A 13856-nucleotide genomic window follows, 5' to 3' on the forward strand; every position below is an offset into this window, starting at 1 on the left:
GCCGCCGGTGGTGCGGTGCGGCGCGTGGACCATCGGCAGCCCGCGGGCCGCCCGGATCGCGGTCGGCGGTGGGCTTGGGCGGTCTCCGGTCGGACGGCTGAGTGGTCGCGTCAGCGCGTCAGCGCGTCAGCGGGGCCAAGGGGCCGGTGGGTCAGCGCGTCATTGGGTCAGGACTCGGTCTGCCAGGTACACCGCCTTCGTCACTGTCGTCAGGCGGTGGGCGGAGGTGTCCCAGGTCGTCCCCACCGGCTCCAGGGTCAGCACGGCCATGATCTTGCGGTCGGCCGGGCCGTAGGTGCCGGTCGTGTGCATCGCCGGGCGGGTCAGGTCGACGTCCGCCGCCGGGGCCGTCCGGGGCGGCGGGCCGTCCTTCGCGGCCGGCAGCGGGGTGCGGTCGTGGGGTGGTTCGACGCACGGGCGGGGCGGGGTGTCGCCGAAGCGGGACCAACCTTGCTTGTACGCGACTTCGCCCGGGACCGCCGACGGCAGGCCGAACGACTGGTCGAAGCCGTCCGTCGCGCACGTCGTCGCCTGGTGCAGGTTGTCCATGATGAACGCGCGGTACTTCGGGTGCGCCTCGTCCAGCACGTACCGGTAGATCTTCACCACGTCCGCCGCGCTGAGCGCCGTGTACCCCCAGAAGCCGACGTCCACCGGCGGCGCGGTGTCCTCCAGCCCCAGCTTCGCCGCCATCCGCTCGACGATCTTCTCCCAGCCGTTGAGCACCCACAGCTCGCTGGCCGCGTAGTCGTCGCTGGAGCGCAGCATCGGCACCAGCCGGTTCAGGTCCTCCGGCGGGATGGTGGCGTCCGGCCCCCGGGCCTCCAGGTAGTCGAGCGCTATCAGCAGTTTCACCACCGAAGCCGATCTGATCTGTTTGTGCGAGTTGTGCGACAGCGTGGTGCGGCCCAGTGCGCGGTCGTAGACGGCGAACGCCACCGTCACGTCCGAGGGCACGGCGGACTGCGGCGACGGGACCTCGGGCGCGGCCGTCGCGGGCAGTGCGGTCGCGGCCAGGAGGGCCACCACCGCCAGGGTCAGGGTGCGAGTCTTGATCATGCCCACGACGGTAGCGAGGGGGTCTGACATTTGGGTCACACCGGGGAAGCCCCGGGCACCGGGGGACGTTGCCCCGGGTATGGACGTCGTGGTCGTCGGTGCAGGTCAGGCCGGTCTTTCGGCCGCCTATTTCCTCGATCGGGTGAACCTGGAGCACGTCGTCCTGGATGCCGACGAAGGCCCCGGCGGCGCGTGGCGGCACCGCTGGCCGACGCTGCGGATGGCGACCGTCCACGGCATCCACGACCTGCCGGGCATGCCGTTCGACCCGCCCGACCCGGCCGCGCCCGCGAACGAGGTGCTGCCCGCCTACTTCGCCGATTTCGAACGCCGCAACGGCCTCCACGTCCGCCGTCCCGTGCACGTGCACGCCGTCCGCGACGACCACGGCACGCTCAAGGTCGAGACCGACCACGGCACGTGGCACACCAAGGCGCTCGTGAACGCCACCGGCACGTGGACCCGCCCGTTCTGGCCCCGCTACCCCGGCCAGGAGCTGTTCCGCGGCCGTCAGCTGCACTCGTCGCAGTACAACGGCCCGGAGGAGTTCACGGGCAAGCACGTCGTCGTGGTCGGCGGCGGCACGTCCGCGGTGCAGCAGATCCTGGAGATCGCCCGCTTCGGCACCACGACCTGGGTCACCCGCCGCGAGCCCGAGTTCCGCGACGAGCCGTTCACCCCCGAGGTGGGCCGCGCGGCCGTCAAGCTGGTCGAGGACCGGGTCAGGGCGGGGCTGCCGCCGCGCAGCGTCGTCAGCGTCACCGGCCTGAGCCTCACCCCGCCCGTCCTCGACGCCCTCCGGGACGGCACCCTCGCCCGCCGGCCGGTGTTCGAGCGGATCACCGAGGACGGCGTGGTCTGGCCGGACGGCCGCACCGAACGCGCCGACGTGATCCTGTGGGCCACCGGCTTCCGCGCCGCCGTCGACCACCTCGCCCCGCTCGGCCTGCGCGGGCCCGGCGGCGGCATCCGGCTCGACGGCACGCGGGTCGTCGCCGACCCGCGGATCCACCTGGTCGGCTACGGCCCCTCGGCCAGCACGATCGGCGCGACCCGCGCGGGCCGCGCCGCCGCCAAGGAGATCCGGGACCTGCTCACGCGGGAGCTGGTCGCCTGAACACCCGGTGCCCCAGCACCTTCCCGGCCAGGCCGAGCCGGTAGCGCAGCACGTCCCACCGCCCGACGCCCCGCCGCGCCAGGAACTCCCGCGCGGCGGCGGCGTCGAAGAACCACGGGAACAGCGACGACGGGTCGTCGAACCCCTCCCAGAGCCGTTCGCCGATCTCCGGGTGCCGGGAGGCGGCGATCAGCACGTCCTGCTGGTAGCCGGTCAGCGGGGCCATCAGCCCGTTGGACAACCCGTTGGCGTACCGGCCGACCTCCCAGAACTCGTCGAACCGCGCGCGCAGCCACGTCGCCGTCCCGTCGTAGTCGTCCAGGCGCGCGGCGAAGAACCGCGCCATCCGGGTCGCGTTGTTCGCGCCCTGCGCGGCGATCGGGTCGTTGAGCACGACGGCGTCGCCCAGCCCGAGCACGTGCCGCCCGGACCGCAGCACGGCCACCGGTTCGCGCACCGCCGGCACCACGGATCCTCTGATCCACGTGGTTTCCCGGGTCGGCCGCGTCGGCTCCAGGAACGCGGACTGGCCCGGCAGCATCTCGTCCACCAGCCCGCGCAGCACCGCCAGCCCTTCCGAGGCCGTGGTGACCCCGCCGAACCGGTCCGCCGGCCCGCCCGGAACCGACTCGACCACGATGCTGCGCGACGCGCCGACGTCCTTGTCCCAGAACGGGATCCAGAACACCTCGGCGACCCTGGGCACGAACGTGAACACGATGTCGCGGTGCCGGGGGTGCGCGTCGAGGTCGTAGTCCCGGACGTTCACCATGAACAGGCTGCGCTGCGCGGAGGTGTGCACCGAGCGCACCGGATCACGCGCGAACAGCCCGCGAAAACCCTTGTGCCCCACGGTGACCACGACCAGTTCGTGCGTCGCCGTCAGCGATTCCAAGTCGCCCGGCGTCACCGACCCGGTCACCACCGTCGCCCCGCGCGCGGCCAGTTCCCGCAGGCCGTGGGCGTACTTCAACCGCTGGTCCACGGCCAGCGCGGGCTTGCGCAGCGGCGCGTCGACGGAGAACGCCACCAGCCGGTCACCGGTGTAGAGGTCGAGCCGGATCCGCCCGGCGCGCGGCGCGTCGGGGAACAGGTCCAGCCCCAGCGACGCCTCGTAGTCGACCTGGTCGCCGAACAGGCACGCGGTGGGCCGGGCGCCGGACTCCAGGTGCTGCTCGGCGGTGAGGTCCGAGCACAGCGTGACCCGCCACCCCCGGCGCAGCAGTGCGGCGGACAGCACGATCCCCGCCTGTCCCGCACCCACCACCGCGACCGATCGCACCCGTCCGATCCTTCTGGGCCGGGCTGTTCGGTGCCAATCCGGCGTTCGGGTCGACTAGCCTCGACAACGTGGTCAGGGGAGTGCGCGCGGTGGCCGGCCTGCTGCTCGGGTTCTTCTCCGGGCTGGTCGGCCTGCTGGTGGTGGTGCTCGCCCGCCCCGCCGCGCAGGGGTTCGCCGACTGGGAGCGCCGCCGGATCCGCCGGTTCCTCGACCTCGACAGCGCCGAGCCGACCCGGCCGCGCGCGATCCGCTACCTGCTCGTCCGCGCCCCGGTCGGCCTGCTCGGCGGTTTCGTGCTGTCGTGGCTGTTCTACGGCCTGGCGCTGGGTGCCATCGCCGCGCAGCGGATCATCGTCAACGGCTTGGACGGCATCGACTGGTACGACGACGTCACGGCCACGGTCTGGACCGCCGCGATCGGCGGTGTCCTGCTGTACGTGGAGGTGCAGGGGATCATCGGGGTGGTGGCGCTGGAGGCCAAGGTGGCGCGGCGCTGCCTGGGCCCCAGCGAGGCGGAGCTGCTGCGCCGGCGGATCGACGAGCTGGCGGAGAGCCGCGCCGGGGTCGTGGCCGCCGTGGACGCCGAGCGCCGCCGGATCGAACGGGACCTGCACGACGGCGTGCAGCAGCGCCTGGTGGCCCTGGGGATGCTGCTGGGCCGGGCCCGGCGACACCCCGAGCACGCCGACGAGCTGCTCCGGCAGGCCCACGAGGAGTCCCGGCACGTGCTGGAGGACCTGCGCGACGTGGCCTGGCGGGTGTACCCGGTGGCCCTGGACTCGCTCGGCCTGGCCGACGCGCTGGAGACCGTCGCGGACCGCTCCTCGATCCCCATCACCATCCACTGTGGACACCACGAGACGTCCACGCCGGTGCGCACCGCGCTGTACTTCGTGGTGTCCGAGGCGGTGACGAACGCCGTGAAGCACTCGGGTGCGACGATGATCCGCGTGGACATCACGGGGGACGGGGACGAGGTGCGGGTGCGGATCGAGGACGACGGCGTCGGGGGAGCGGACCCGGCGGGCGGCGGCCTGGCGGGGTTGGCCCGGCGGGTGTCCGCGCTGGACGGGCGGTTCGCGGTGCGCAGCCCGGCCGGCGGCCCCACGGTGATCACCGCGGAGGTCCCGTGCGGGTGATCCTGGCCGAGGACTCGACCCTGCTGCGCGAGGGCCTGTCGCGGCTGCTGGTCGAGGAGGGGCACGACGTGGTGGCGTCGGTCGGCGACGCGCAGGCGCTGCTCGACGCGGTGGCCGCGCACGTGCCGGACGTCGTGGTCACCGACGTGCGGATGCCCCCGACGAACTCCGACGAGGGCCTGAAGGCCGCGCTGGAGATCCGCCGGAGGCATCCGGGGGTGGGTGTGCTCGTGCTGTCCCAGTACGTCGAGCAGCGCTACGCCGTGGACCTGCTGACCGGGCACGCCGAGGGCGTCGGCTACCTGCTCAAGGACCGCGTGGTGCAGGTGGAGGAGTTCCTGGACGCGCTGCGCCGGGTGGGCGCGGGCGGCGCGGCGTTCGACCCGGAGGTGGTCCGCCGCCTGCTGGCCAGGTCCGCGCACCCGCTGGACGTGCTGACCGCGCGGGAGCGGGAGGTGCTGGCGCACATGGCCGAGGGCCACACGAACAACGCGATCGCGGCGAAGCTGCACGTCTCGCGCAGTGCCGTGGAGAAGCACGTGAACTCGATCTTCGACAAGCTCCGGCTGTCCGATGTGGACGGCTACAGCCGAAGGATCCTGGCCATCCTCCGCTACCTCCGCGCCTGAACCACCCCCCGCACTACCTCCGGGCCCGTTCCTTGCCCTTCACCAGCCGCGCGACCACGAACCAGCCCACCGCCAGCACGACCGCCCCCAGCACGACCTTCGACGCCACCCCGAGGTACTGCTCCACGACGTGCCAGCTCTCGCCCAGGTAGTAGCCGGCCAGGATCAGCGCGGTGTTCCAGATCGCGGAGCCCGCCGCGGTCAGCGCGAGGAAGCCGGGCAACGGCATCCGCTGCACGCCCGCCGGGATCGAGATCAGGCTGCGGAAGATCGGGATCATCCGGCCGAAGAACACCGTCGCCTTGCCGTGCTTGTCGAACCACGCCTCGGTCTTGTCCACGTCGGACACCTTGACCAGCGGCATCTTCGCGGCGATCGCCCGCACCCGGTCCCGGCCGAGCAGCGCGCCCACCCAGTACAGCACCAGCGCGCCCACGACCGACCCGGCGGTGGTCCACAGGATCGCGGCGAGCAGGCTCATCCCGCCCCGGCTCGCGGTGAACCCGGCCAGCGGCAGGAACACCTCGCTGGGCAACGGCGGGAACAGGTTCTCCAGCGCGATCGCCAGCCCGGCGCCCGGTGCGCCGAACTTCTCCATCAGGTCCACGACCCAGTCGACATCCATGATCGCCACGCTACGAAGGGGACGGGGGCCGGTGCCATGATGCGGGCCGTACAACCGGGGTGTGGAAAACCTCAGTGCGCGGCGCGCGCGGCCAACCCCTTGGAGTACTGGGTGATCACCAACTGGAGCACCCACCGGTAGAGCCACCCGGTGCCGCGCACCTTCGGCTCGAACGACGAGTGCCAGCGGATCCGCGTGCCACCGCTGTCCGGGGCGAGGTCGATGGACGCCCGGTAGCCCCGGATGGCGAGGCCCGACAACAGCACGTAACCCACCCTCCGGTTGGGCGTGAGCTCGACCACCTCCTCCCTGGTGGGGTTCCTCCTGCCGCGGTTGTGAAACACCCGCACCTCGCCGACGCCGTGCGCGTCACCCGCCTTCTCGCGCTCGTAGCGCAGTACCGGCGACCAGTCCGGCCAGGTCGCGCTGTCCGCCGCGAGCCGGTACACCCGGGCCGGGTCGGCCGGGCTGTGCACCGTGACGTCCACTATCTGTACCATGTGGTACATGTACCATCCGGTACATGGCTGGACAAGAGGCGAAGGACCGCCTGCTGGAACGGGTCGTCGAACACCTCGCGCGGCACGGGATCGGCGAACTCAGCCTGCGCCAACTCGCCGCCGCTCTCGGCACCAGCCACCGGATGCTGATCTACCACTTCGGTTCGAAAGAGGGCCTGCTGGTCGAAGTCGTGCGGGTCGTGGAGGCGAACCAGCGCGCGCTCCTGGCGTCGCTCGAAGCCGACGACCACGCCGAACTCGGCCGCGCGTTCTGGCGGGCGCTGACCGATCCCGCCCTGCGCGCCCACGAGCGGCTGTTCTTCGAGCTCTACGGCCAGGCCGCGCAGGGCCGTCCGGGCACCACGGCGCTGCTGGACGGCATCGTGGACTCGTGGGTGGAGCCCGTCGCCGCCCTCGAACGCGCCCGCGGCCACCCGCCCGAGCGGGCCCGCGTCCGCGCGCGGCTGGGCCTGGCCGTCGCCCGCGGCCTGCTGCTCGACCTGGTCGCCACCGACGACGAGGAGGGCGTCACCGCCGCGATGGACCTCTTCCTGGACCTGATGGCCGACTAGGATCGGCGCGGTGCGGCAGATCCCGGTGATCATCGTGGCCGGGTTCCTCGGCTCCGGCAAGACGACCCTGCTCAACCACCTGCTGACCACCGCGCGCGGCACCCGGATCGGCGTGGTGGTCAACGACTTCGGCGCGATCGGCATCGACGCGATGACCGTCGCCGGCCAGGTCGACTCCACGGTCTCGCTGAGCAACGGCTGCCTGTGCTGCGCGGTGGACGCGAGCGGGCTGGACGACCTGCTCGACCGGCTCGTGGCGCAGGTCGACGTGATCGTCATCGAGGCCAGCGGACTGGCCGAGCCGCAGACCATGGCACGGCTGGTGCTCGGCAGCGAGAACCCGCGCGTCGCGTACGGCGGCCTGGTGCTGCTGGTCGACGCGGCGGAGTTCCCGCACGACCTGGAGAAGCACCTGCGCGTCGCGGACCTCGTGGTGCTGAACAAGATCGACCGGGTGGACGACCCGGAGCTGATGCTCGACGTGGTCGACCACCTCAAGCCGGGCGTGCCGGTGGTGCCGGCCGACCACGGGCGGATCGACCCGGCCCTGCTGTTCGACCCCCGGGAACGCCCCGCGCACGGCCAGCTCTCGTTCGAGGACCTCCTGGACGAGGAGCACACCCACGTCCACTACGACTCCGTGGAGTTCACCGGGGAGGCCATGAACCCGGTGCGGCTGATGGCTTTCCTCGACCAACGCCCGGCGGGCCTGTACCGGGTGAAGGGTTTCGTGCGGTTCGACGTGCCCGGCCACCGGCAGCGGTTCTCGCTGCACACCGTCGGCGCGTTCCTGAGGTTCGAGCGCTCGCCGTGGGGCAAGCACCCGCGCCGGACCGAGCTGGTCCTCATCGGCACCGACCTGGACGCGGAGGCGATTCGCGGGCAACTCGCCGACTGCACCGAACCGGACCCGAACGCGGTGGACCCGCGGACCATGCTCGAAGTCCTGCGCCACCTGCCCGCCTGACACACCGGTCAGGAATCGAGAAGCGCAGGTCAACGCCCCCCGCCTAGCGTTCTCCCCATGACCTCGATCGACAGCGTCACCCTTGAGGTGGCCGACCCCGCCGCCGCCGAACGCTTCTACGCCACCGCCTTCGGCCTGACCGCCCCACTGCGCCTGCGGGCCGCGCAGGAGCCCACCGCCGGCTTCCGCGGCTTCACCCTCTCGCTCACCGTGTCCCAGCCGGCCGACGTCCGAGCCCTGGTCGACGCGGCCCTCGACGCCGGCGCGACGGCGCTCAAGCCCGTCTCGAAGTCGATGTGGGGCGTCGGCGGCGTCGTCCAGGCCCCCGACGGGACGATCTGGAAGATCGCCACCTCGGCGAAGAAGGACACCGGTCCCGCCACCCGCGAGATCAACTCCATCGTGCTGCTGCTCGGCGTCGCCGACTTCGTCGCGAGCAAGCGGTTCTACGTCGAGCAGGGCTTCACCGTCGCGAAGAGCTTCGGCCGCATGTACGCCGAGTTCGCCACCGAGACGAGCCCCGTCAAGCTCGCCCTGTACCGCCGCCGCGCCCTCGCCAAGGACGCCGGCGTCGCCCCCGAGGGCAGCGGCTCGCACCGGATCGCGGTCGGCGGGTCCACCGGGCCGTTCACCGACCCGGACGGGTTCGCCTGGGAAACCACCACGATCGCCGCCACGTCCTGATGTGCCGCCACCGCCCGCCGCACGCCACCGCGCCCGCCGACGACAGCGCCGAACCACCGTCCGACCACCGACCAGACGACGAGACCGCACCCCACGACCACCCGGTCCCCCAGGAGACAGCACGATGAGCACCTACACCGGTTTCACCGCCGAAGAGCGGGCCGCGATGAAGGAACACGCCCAGCAGGCCAAGAAGGACGCCCGGCGGACCCCGCGCGCCGCCAAGGAGGCCGAAGCGGAACGCGACCTCCTCGCGAAGATCGCCGCGCTGCCCGATCACGACCGGGTCATGGCCGAACGCGTCCACGCCCTCGTCACCGCCAACGCCCCGACGCTCACGCCGAAGCTCTGGTACGGGATGCCCGCCTACGCCCTTGACGGCAAGATCGTCTGCTTCTTCCAGAACCGCGACAAGTTCAAGGCGCGCTACGCCACCCTGGGCTTCAACGACCCGGCGAACCTCGACGCCGGCGCGATGTGGCCGACCAGCTACGCGCTGACCGAGATGACCCCCGAGGTGGAGGACCGCATCGCCGCCCTCCTCCGCCAGTCGGTCGGCTGACGCCGAGCCCGACCTGCTCCGCCACCCGCACGGCCCCGCCTCAGCGACCAGAACGCGCTCGGCCCCTCAGCCGCCACAACTCCACCCCGCAACGCCTGCCGGGGTGCTCGTCCGCGCTGGTTGTGGGGCCGGAGAGACTCGAACTCTCACTGGCACGGACCTAAACCGTGTGCCTCTGCCAATTGGGCTACGGCCCCGCGCCGGCAAGCCTATCGGCAGGGCGGGTCGGGCCGGAACCAGGGACGCCACGCCCGGTCCCGACTGCCGCCCGACCCCTCCCACCACCGTGAAACACCGTTATGAATGCTGTTCACGCCGCCGGACGGCGACGCCGGTCAACGTCGGTTCCCCGCCTCAACTACGGTTACCGGCAGACCGCTGCTAGGAGGAGACTGTGGCTCGCGACCCCGACACCATCCAGCGCGAGATCGAGCAGGCTCGTGACGCGCTGGCCGCGACCTTGGACGAGCTCGGCACGAGGGCCAGCCCCACGCGCTTCGTCGAGGCGGGCAAGGACAGCGTGCGCGCGAAGCTCGACGAACCCAAGATCCGGTACTCGCTGATCGCGGTGGCCGTGCTCGTCGGGTTCGCCTTGCTGCGCAAACTGTTCCGCTGACCAGCGGCTACTGCCCCTTGGCGACGAGGGGCAGTAGCACCTGCTCGACCACCCGGTCCACGAACGCCAGGTCGAGCGGGTCGCCGGTGAGCATCAGCCGGTAGATCAGGGCCGCGCCCGCGAGTTCCACGGCCATGCCGCGGGACGCGTCCTCGCGCAGCTCGCCCCGGGCGTCGGCGCGCTCCAGGATGCGCCGCAGCACGTCGCGCTGCGCGATCAGGAACGTCTCCCGGAACGCCGTGGCCAGCTCCGGCTCGTGCGGCAGCTCGCCCACCAGTGCCTGTGCCGCCTTGCCGATCGGACCCGACAGGAACGCCGCGAACGAGGCCAGGAACTCCCGCAGGTCGCCCCCGAGCGACCCGCTGTCCGGCTCGGCGAGGTTCTCCGCCGCGAGGTGCGTGCACGTGTCGATGACCAGGTCGAGCTTGGACTCCCATCGTCGGTAGATGGTGGCTTTGCCCGCCCGCGCCCGCGCGGCGACGGCGTCCATGGTCAGCGCGCGATAGCCGACCTCCGCCATCACCTCCAACGCGGCCTGGCGCAGCGCGTCGTCGCGGCTGGCGTCCCTGGGTCTGCCTCGCTGCGGGGTCCGTGCCGCAACGCTGTACACCGGTGTGGCCATGTCTGCGCTCCCGTTCGCCTTTGGCCGGACATCCTAGGCGGGGGAGCCCGGTCTCAGGCCTCGATTACCTGGTCATGAGGGGTGCTCGCGTCGGGTGTCCGGCTCGGCGGCACGGCCAGCCCGTGGCGCGTGTGCAGGTACACCACGGAGAACGCGAACGCGTCACCGTCGAGCATATGCACCACGGTCCGGTTGCGGCGCCCTCCGGCGAGCTCGTCGACCAGTTGATCGGCCCGGACGCGGGCCGCGATCAGTCCGGGCGCTCTGGCCTCCAGCGACCGGGCGTCGGAGCGCACGGTCACCACCCAGTCGTCGCCGTCGCGTCGGTAGTTCGCGGTGAGGTGGGGTGCGGGCATGGCGTGACCTCCGTCCTGCACCTATCTGACCGGGATTCCTCCCTGATCATGAGGTGAGTCCCTCGAACGTGTGACGCCCACCGCCGCCCCCCAAGTACTGCTTCCCCTGGCGGAAACCTCGCCCCTACAGCCCCTCTTCACCCTTCCCATCGCGTGGTCTGGAACCCCACCCGCAGCGCGTCCAATTCGTCCGCAGTCGGCTCATGCCCGGCAGCAACCATCCGCGACACCTCGCGGAAGTAGTCCTCGTACCCGGCAGGCGTGAACACCATCAGGCAACGGGCAGGCAGGGCGGTGTCGTTGCGAAACCCGTGCGGCGTCCCACGCGGCACCGCCAACGACCCGCCCGCACCCACCGCCAGGCCACCGTCAGCGGTGTCGAACGTGATCTCCCCGTCCAGCACCACGAAGTCCTCTTCGTGCCCGTGGTGGACGTGCGGCGCGGCCCCCAGCGCGCCCGCGTCCAACGTCAACTCGACCACCGCCAGCCGTCCGCCCGTATCGGTCCCGGCCAGCCTGATCGAGTACCAACCCCCCACCGCCGGCAACCGCTCCACGTCCTCGGCCCGGCGAATCCCCAGCGTCATGGCCACAAACCAGTGATCGCCCCGCCCGGAACCCTCGCCCGCACCTACCGGGCTCCCCCCAGCCGATCCGCCACTCCCCGCCACACGACCTCCATCACGTAGGTCGTGGCCAACTCCGGCCCCACCTCCGGACGGCGCTCGCACCACAACGCGAGCCGTTCCGTCGACCCGACCACGATCTCCGCGAACGCCTCCGCCTCGACCGGGTCCACGTCACGGTCGAAACTCGCGATGACCGCCGCGATCAGGTTCGTCTGCTGCCGCCGGATGCCCTCGATCTCCTCCACGGCGGAGGGCACCGTCACGGCGGCCTCCTGGCGGATCAGCGACCACGACCGGTTGTGCTCGGCGATGAACTCGAAGAACGCCAACAGCCCGAGCCGCAGCATCTCCTCGGCCGACGACGCTCCGGTGATCGCCTGCTGCGTGCGTTCGAGGAGTTCGGTCCGGGCGCGGTGGATGCAGCCGATGAGCAGGCCCTCCTTGGAGCCGTAGTACTCGTAGAGCATCGGCTTGGAGACGCCCACGCGTTCGGCGATCTCGTCCATGGAGGCCGCCAGGTAGCCGCGTTCGGCGAAGACCCGCTCGGCGACGTCGAGCATCTGGGCCTTGCGCTGCGCCTTGGGCATCCGCTTGCGACGCGGCTCCGCGGTGGTCACGAGCCGAGACTACCGGAGGTAACTTACTTCGAGTAACCTACTGGGTAGTACGCAGCCGGACTTGGAGGACGGGATGCACCGAGAGGTCAAGGTCCTGGTCGTCGGCACGGGTTTCTCGGGCCTGGGCATGGCGATCGAGCTGAAGCGCACGGGCGAGCGCGACTTCGTCGTGCTGGAGAAGGCGGGCGACCTGGGCGGCACCTGGCGGGACAACTCGTACCCCGGCTGCGCCTGCGACGTGCCGTCGCACATGTACTCGTTCTCGTTCGAGCTCAACCCCCGGTGGTCGAGGATGTTCGCGAAGCAGCCGGAGATCTGGGACTACCTGAAGAAGGTCGCCGACAAGTACCGCCTGCGCGACCACATCAGGTTCAACACCAAGGTCGACGGGGCCAGGTGGGACGAGGACGCGAAGGTCTGGCACGTCAGAACCGCGAACGGCGACACCTACACCGCGAAGGCCGTCGTCGCCGGCGTCGGAGCGCTGCACATCCCGAACGTCCCGAAACTGCCCGGCATCGAGAAGTTCAAGGGCAAGACGTTCCACTCGGCGGAATGGGACCACGACTACGACCTCAAGGGCAAGAAGATCGCTGTCGTGGGTACCGGCGCGTCGGCGATCCAATTCGTCCCCCGGATCGCCGACGACGTGGAAAAACTGACCCTCTTCCAGCGCACGCCGCCGTGGATCATGCCCAAGGTGGACCGGTCGATCAACACCTGGGAACAAAAACTGTTCCGTGCGATCCCGGCCACCCAGCGCCTGTACCGGAACTTCGTCTACTGGACTCGGGAATCCAGCGCGCTCGGTTTCGCGGTCAACCCGAAGATCATGGAACTGGCCCAGAACATCGCCAAGCGCCACCTGCGCACCCAGGTACCCGACCGCGAACTGCGCGCCAAGCTCAAGCCCGACTACACCATGGGCTGCAAGCGGGTGCTCATCTCGAACGACTACTACCCGGCGCTGATGAAGCCCACGGTCGACCTCAACACCGACGGCATCGCCCAGGTGAAGACGAACAGCATCATCGACAACGCGGGCGTGGAGCACAAGGTCGACGCGATCATCTACGGCACCGGCTTCCACGTCGTGGACAGCTTCGACTACCTCGACATCCAGGGCAAGGACGGGCAGGACCTGTCCAAGCTCTGGAAGGACAAGGGCATCGAAACCTATTACGGCATCACCGTCTCAGGCTTCCCGAACCTCTTCTTCCTGCTCGGCCCCAACACCGGTCTGGGCCACAACTCGGTCGTCTTCATGATCGAATCCCAAATCCGCTACGTCCGCCAATGCCTGGACCTCCTCGACCGCCACCACGCGGACGAACTGGACGTCCGCCCGGACGTCCAGGCGAGGTTCAACAAGCAACTGCAACAAAAGCTCACCAAGGGCGTCTGGACCGAAGGCGGCTGCAAGAGTTGGTACCTCGACGCCCAGGGAATCAACCGCACGGTCTGGCCGGGCTTCACCTGGCGCTACTGGATGCGCACGAAGTCGGTCAAAGCCCAGGACTACACCCTCACCCGAGCACGCCGAGACCGAGTCTCGGCATAGAACCACACACAACCCACCTACCGCGTCGTGTCATCCCCGTATGGCCCGCGCGCCAGCGAACCGCGCTTGACCAGGGACTGCAAGCACGCTTTTCGCTTGCAGTCCCTGGTCAAGGGTGGTTGTCTCCGACCGGGCCATACGGGGATGACACGACGCCCACCGCACTACCCATCCTTGGCGGCTCGCCCGTCCGGCGAGGACGCTTTTCGCTTGTTTTCGCAGGTCAACCCACCCGCAAAGCCACCCAGGCGCGGCCGCTGGCCCCCGATCACCATTATCCCACGCCCCACCGACAACCACGCCGCTCTCGGGCCGACGC

General features: G+C 70.7%; 17 protein-coding genes and 1 tRNA gene. 9 read left to right on the forward strand and 9 right to left on the reverse strand.

The window, feature by feature from the left end:
- Positions 1–159: 159 nt before the first annotated feature.
- Positions 160–1059, reverse strand: coding sequence for a serine hydrolase family protein (locus BN6_RS05830; protein WP_051075452.1), 900 nt, complete (start codon positions 1057–1059; stop codon positions 160–162).
- A gap of 79 nt (positions 1060–1138) precedes the next feature.
- Between BN6_RS05830 and BN6_RS05835 the strand changes: the two genes are divergently transcribed.
- Complete coding sequence (locus BN6_RS05835; RefSeq protein ID WP_041312065.1) at positions 1139–2176, forward strand: NAD(P)-binding domain-containing protein; 1038 nt, start codon at positions 1139–1141, stop codon at positions 2174–2176.
- Here BN6_RS05835 and BN6_RS05840 read toward each other — a convergent pair.
- A complete protein-coding gene (locus BN6_RS05840; protein ID WP_041312068.1) occupies positions 2154–3458 on the reverse strand; it encodes a styrene monooxygenase/indole monooxygenase family protein in 1305 nt (434 codons plus the stop codon). The two genes, BN6_RS05835 and BN6_RS05840, sit on opposite strands and share 23 nt — an antisense overlap.
- 68 nt (positions 3459–3526) lie before the next feature.
- Here BN6_RS05840 and BN6_RS05845 point away from each other — a divergent pair, with 68 nt between their 5' ends.
- Together BN6_RS05845 and BN6_RS05850 are read left to right on the forward strand one after the other, a co-directional pair.
- On the forward strand, positions 3527–4597 hold the full coding sequence (locus tag BN6_RS05845; protein WP_015098628.1) for a sensor histidine kinase: 1071 nt from the start codon (positions 3527–3529) through the stop codon (positions 4595–4597).
- Complete coding sequence (locus BN6_RS05850) at positions 4588–5226, forward strand: response regulator transcription factor (protein WP_041312070.1); 639 nt, start codon at positions 4588–4590, stop codon at positions 5224–5226. The genes BN6_RS05845 and BN6_RS05850 overlap by 10 nt, the downstream gene beginning before the upstream one ends.
- A gap of 13 nt (positions 5227–5239) precedes the next feature.
- On the opposite strand, the gene BN6_RS05855 is transcribed toward BN6_RS05850, so the two are convergent.
- Both BN6_RS05855 and BN6_RS05860 read right to left on the reverse strand, forming a co-directional pair.
- Complete coding sequence (locus BN6_RS05855; RefSeq protein WP_041312073.1) at positions 5240–5851, reverse strand: DedA family protein; 612 nt, start codon at positions 5849–5851, stop codon at positions 5240–5242.
- A 71-nt stretch (positions 5852–5922) separates the two neighbouring features.
- A complete protein-coding gene (locus BN6_RS05860) occupies positions 5923–6360 on the reverse strand; it encodes an SRPBCC family protein (protein ID WP_015098631.1) in 438 nt (145 codons plus the stop codon).
- A 14-nt stretch (positions 6361–6374) separates the two neighbouring features.
- Here BN6_RS05860 and BN6_RS05865 point away from each other — a divergent pair, with 14 nt between their 5' ends.
- The 4 genes from BN6_RS05865 (at position 6375) to BN6_RS05880 (ending at position 9136) form a co-directional block, all read left to right on the forward strand.
- Complete coding sequence (locus tag BN6_RS05865) at positions 6375–6923, forward strand: TetR/AcrR family transcriptional regulator (protein WP_015098632.1); 549 nt, start codon at positions 6375–6377, stop codon at positions 6921–6923.
- A gap of 10 nt (positions 6924–6933) precedes the next feature.
- Complete coding sequence (locus tag BN6_RS05870) at positions 6934–7890, forward strand: CobW family GTP-binding protein (RefSeq protein ID WP_015098633.1); 957 nt, start codon at positions 6934–6936, stop codon at positions 7888–7890.
- Positions 7891–7947: 57 nt separating this feature from the next.
- Complete coding sequence (locus BN6_RS05875; RefSeq protein WP_015098634.1) at positions 7948–8574, forward strand: VOC family protein; 627 nt, start codon at positions 7948–7950, stop codon at positions 8572–8574.
- Between the two features lie 124 nt (positions 8575–8698).
- On the forward strand, positions 8699–9136 hold the full coding sequence (locus tag BN6_RS05880; RefSeq protein ID WP_015098635.1) for an iron chaperone: 438 nt from the start codon (positions 8699–8701) through the stop codon (positions 9134–9136).
- Between the two features lie 123 nt (positions 9137–9259).
- Here BN6_RS05880 and BN6_RS05885 read toward each other — a convergent pair.
- A tRNA-Leu gene (locus BN6_RS05885) sits at positions 9260–9333 on the reverse strand.
- A gap of 197 nt (positions 9334–9530) precedes the next feature.
- Between BN6_RS05885 and BN6_RS05890 the strand changes: the two genes are divergently transcribed.
- Positions 9531–9752, forward strand: coding sequence for a DUF3618 domain-containing protein (locus BN6_RS05890; protein ID WP_015098636.1), 222 nt, complete (start codon positions 9531–9533; stop codon positions 9750–9752).
- Positions 9753–9759: 7 nt separating this feature from the next.
- On the opposite strand, the gene BN6_RS05895 is transcribed toward BN6_RS05890, so the two are convergent.
- From BN6_RS05895 to BN6_RS05910, 4 genes are all read right to left on the reverse strand, one after another.
- On the reverse strand, positions 9760–10374 hold the full coding sequence (locus BN6_RS05895; protein WP_015098637.1) for a TetR/AcrR family transcriptional regulator: 615 nt from the start codon (positions 10372–10374) through the stop codon (positions 9760–9762).
- 53 nt (positions 10375–10427) lie between these two features.
- Positions 10428–10730: a hypothetical protein gene (locus BN6_RS05900; RefSeq protein ID WP_015098638.1), complete on the reverse strand. Its 303-nt coding sequence runs from the start codon at positions 10728–10730 to the stop codon at positions 10428–10430.
- 137 nt (positions 10731–10867) lie between these two features.
- Positions 10868–11317 (reverse strand): cupin domain-containing protein, encoded by a 450-nt coding sequence (locus BN6_RS05905; RefSeq protein WP_148302748.1) that lies wholly within the window; start codon positions 11315–11317, stop codon positions 10868–10870.
- Between the two features lie 44 nt (positions 11318–11361).
- On the reverse strand, positions 11362–11976 hold the full coding sequence (locus tag BN6_RS05910) for a TetR/AcrR family transcriptional regulator (RefSeq protein ID WP_015098640.1): 615 nt from the start codon (positions 11974–11976) through the stop codon (positions 11362–11364).
- Positions 11977–12049: 73 nt separating this feature from the next.
- On the opposite strand from BN6_RS05910, the gene BN6_RS05915 reads away from it, so the two are divergent.
- Entirely contained in the window at positions 12050–13537 is a 1488-nt protein-coding gene (locus BN6_RS05915; protein WP_015098641.1) for a flavin-containing monooxygenase, read from the forward strand.
- The last annotated feature ends 319 nt before the right edge of the window (positions 13538–13856 follow it).

The organism is Saccharothrix espanaensis DSM 44229, assembly GCF_000328705.1.
Lineage (GTDB): Bacteria > Actinomycetota > Actinomycetes > Mycobacteriales > Pseudonocardiaceae > Actinosynnema > Actinosynnema espanaense.

Bases quoted from the DNA above. Each gene is read 5' to 3' on its own strand.
- BN6_RS05830 (WP_051075452.1), bottom strand. From the start codon at position 1,059: ATGATCAAGACTCGCACCCTGACCCTGGCGGTGGTGGCCCTCCTGGCC.
- BN6_RS05835 (WP_041312065.1), top strand. From the start codon at position 1,139: ATGGACGTCGTGGTCGTCGGTGCAGGTCAGGCCGGTCTTTCGGCCGCC.
- BN6_RS05855 (WP_041312073.1), bottom strand. From the start codon at position 5,851: ATGGATGTCGACTGGGTCGTGGACCTGATGGAGAAGTTCGGCGCACCG.
- BN6_RS05860 (WP_015098631.1), bottom strand. From the start codon at position 6,360: ATGTACCACATGGTACAGATAGTGGACGTCACGGTGCACAGCCCGGCC.
- BN6_RS05865 (WP_015098632.1), top strand. From the start codon at position 6,375: ATGGCTGGACAAGAGGCGAAGGACCGCCTGCTGGAACGGGTCGTCGAA.
- BN6_RS05875 (WP_015098634.1), top strand. From the start codon at position 7,948: ATGACCTCGATCGACAGCGTCACCCTTGAGGTGGCCGACCCCGCCGCC.
- BN6_RS05880 (WP_015098635.1), top strand. From the start codon at position 8,699: ATGAGCACCTACACCGGTTTCACCGCCGAAGAGCGGGCCGCGATGAAG.
- BN6_RS05895 (WP_015098637.1), bottom strand. From the start codon at position 10,374: ATGGCCACACCGGTGTACAGCGTTGCGGCACGGACCCCGCAGCGAGGC.
- BN6_RS05900 (WP_015098638.1), bottom strand. From the start codon at position 10,730: ATGCCCGCACCCCACCTCACCGCGAACTACCGACGCGACGGCGACGAC.
- BN6_RS05905 (WP_148302748.1), bottom strand. From the start codon at position 11,317: ATGACGCTGGGGATTCGCCGGGCCGAGGACGTGGAGCGGTTGCCGGCG.
- BN6_RS05915 (WP_015098641.1), top strand. From the start codon at position 12,050: ATGCACCGAGAGGTCAAGGTCCTGGTCGTCGGCACGGGTTTCTCGGGC.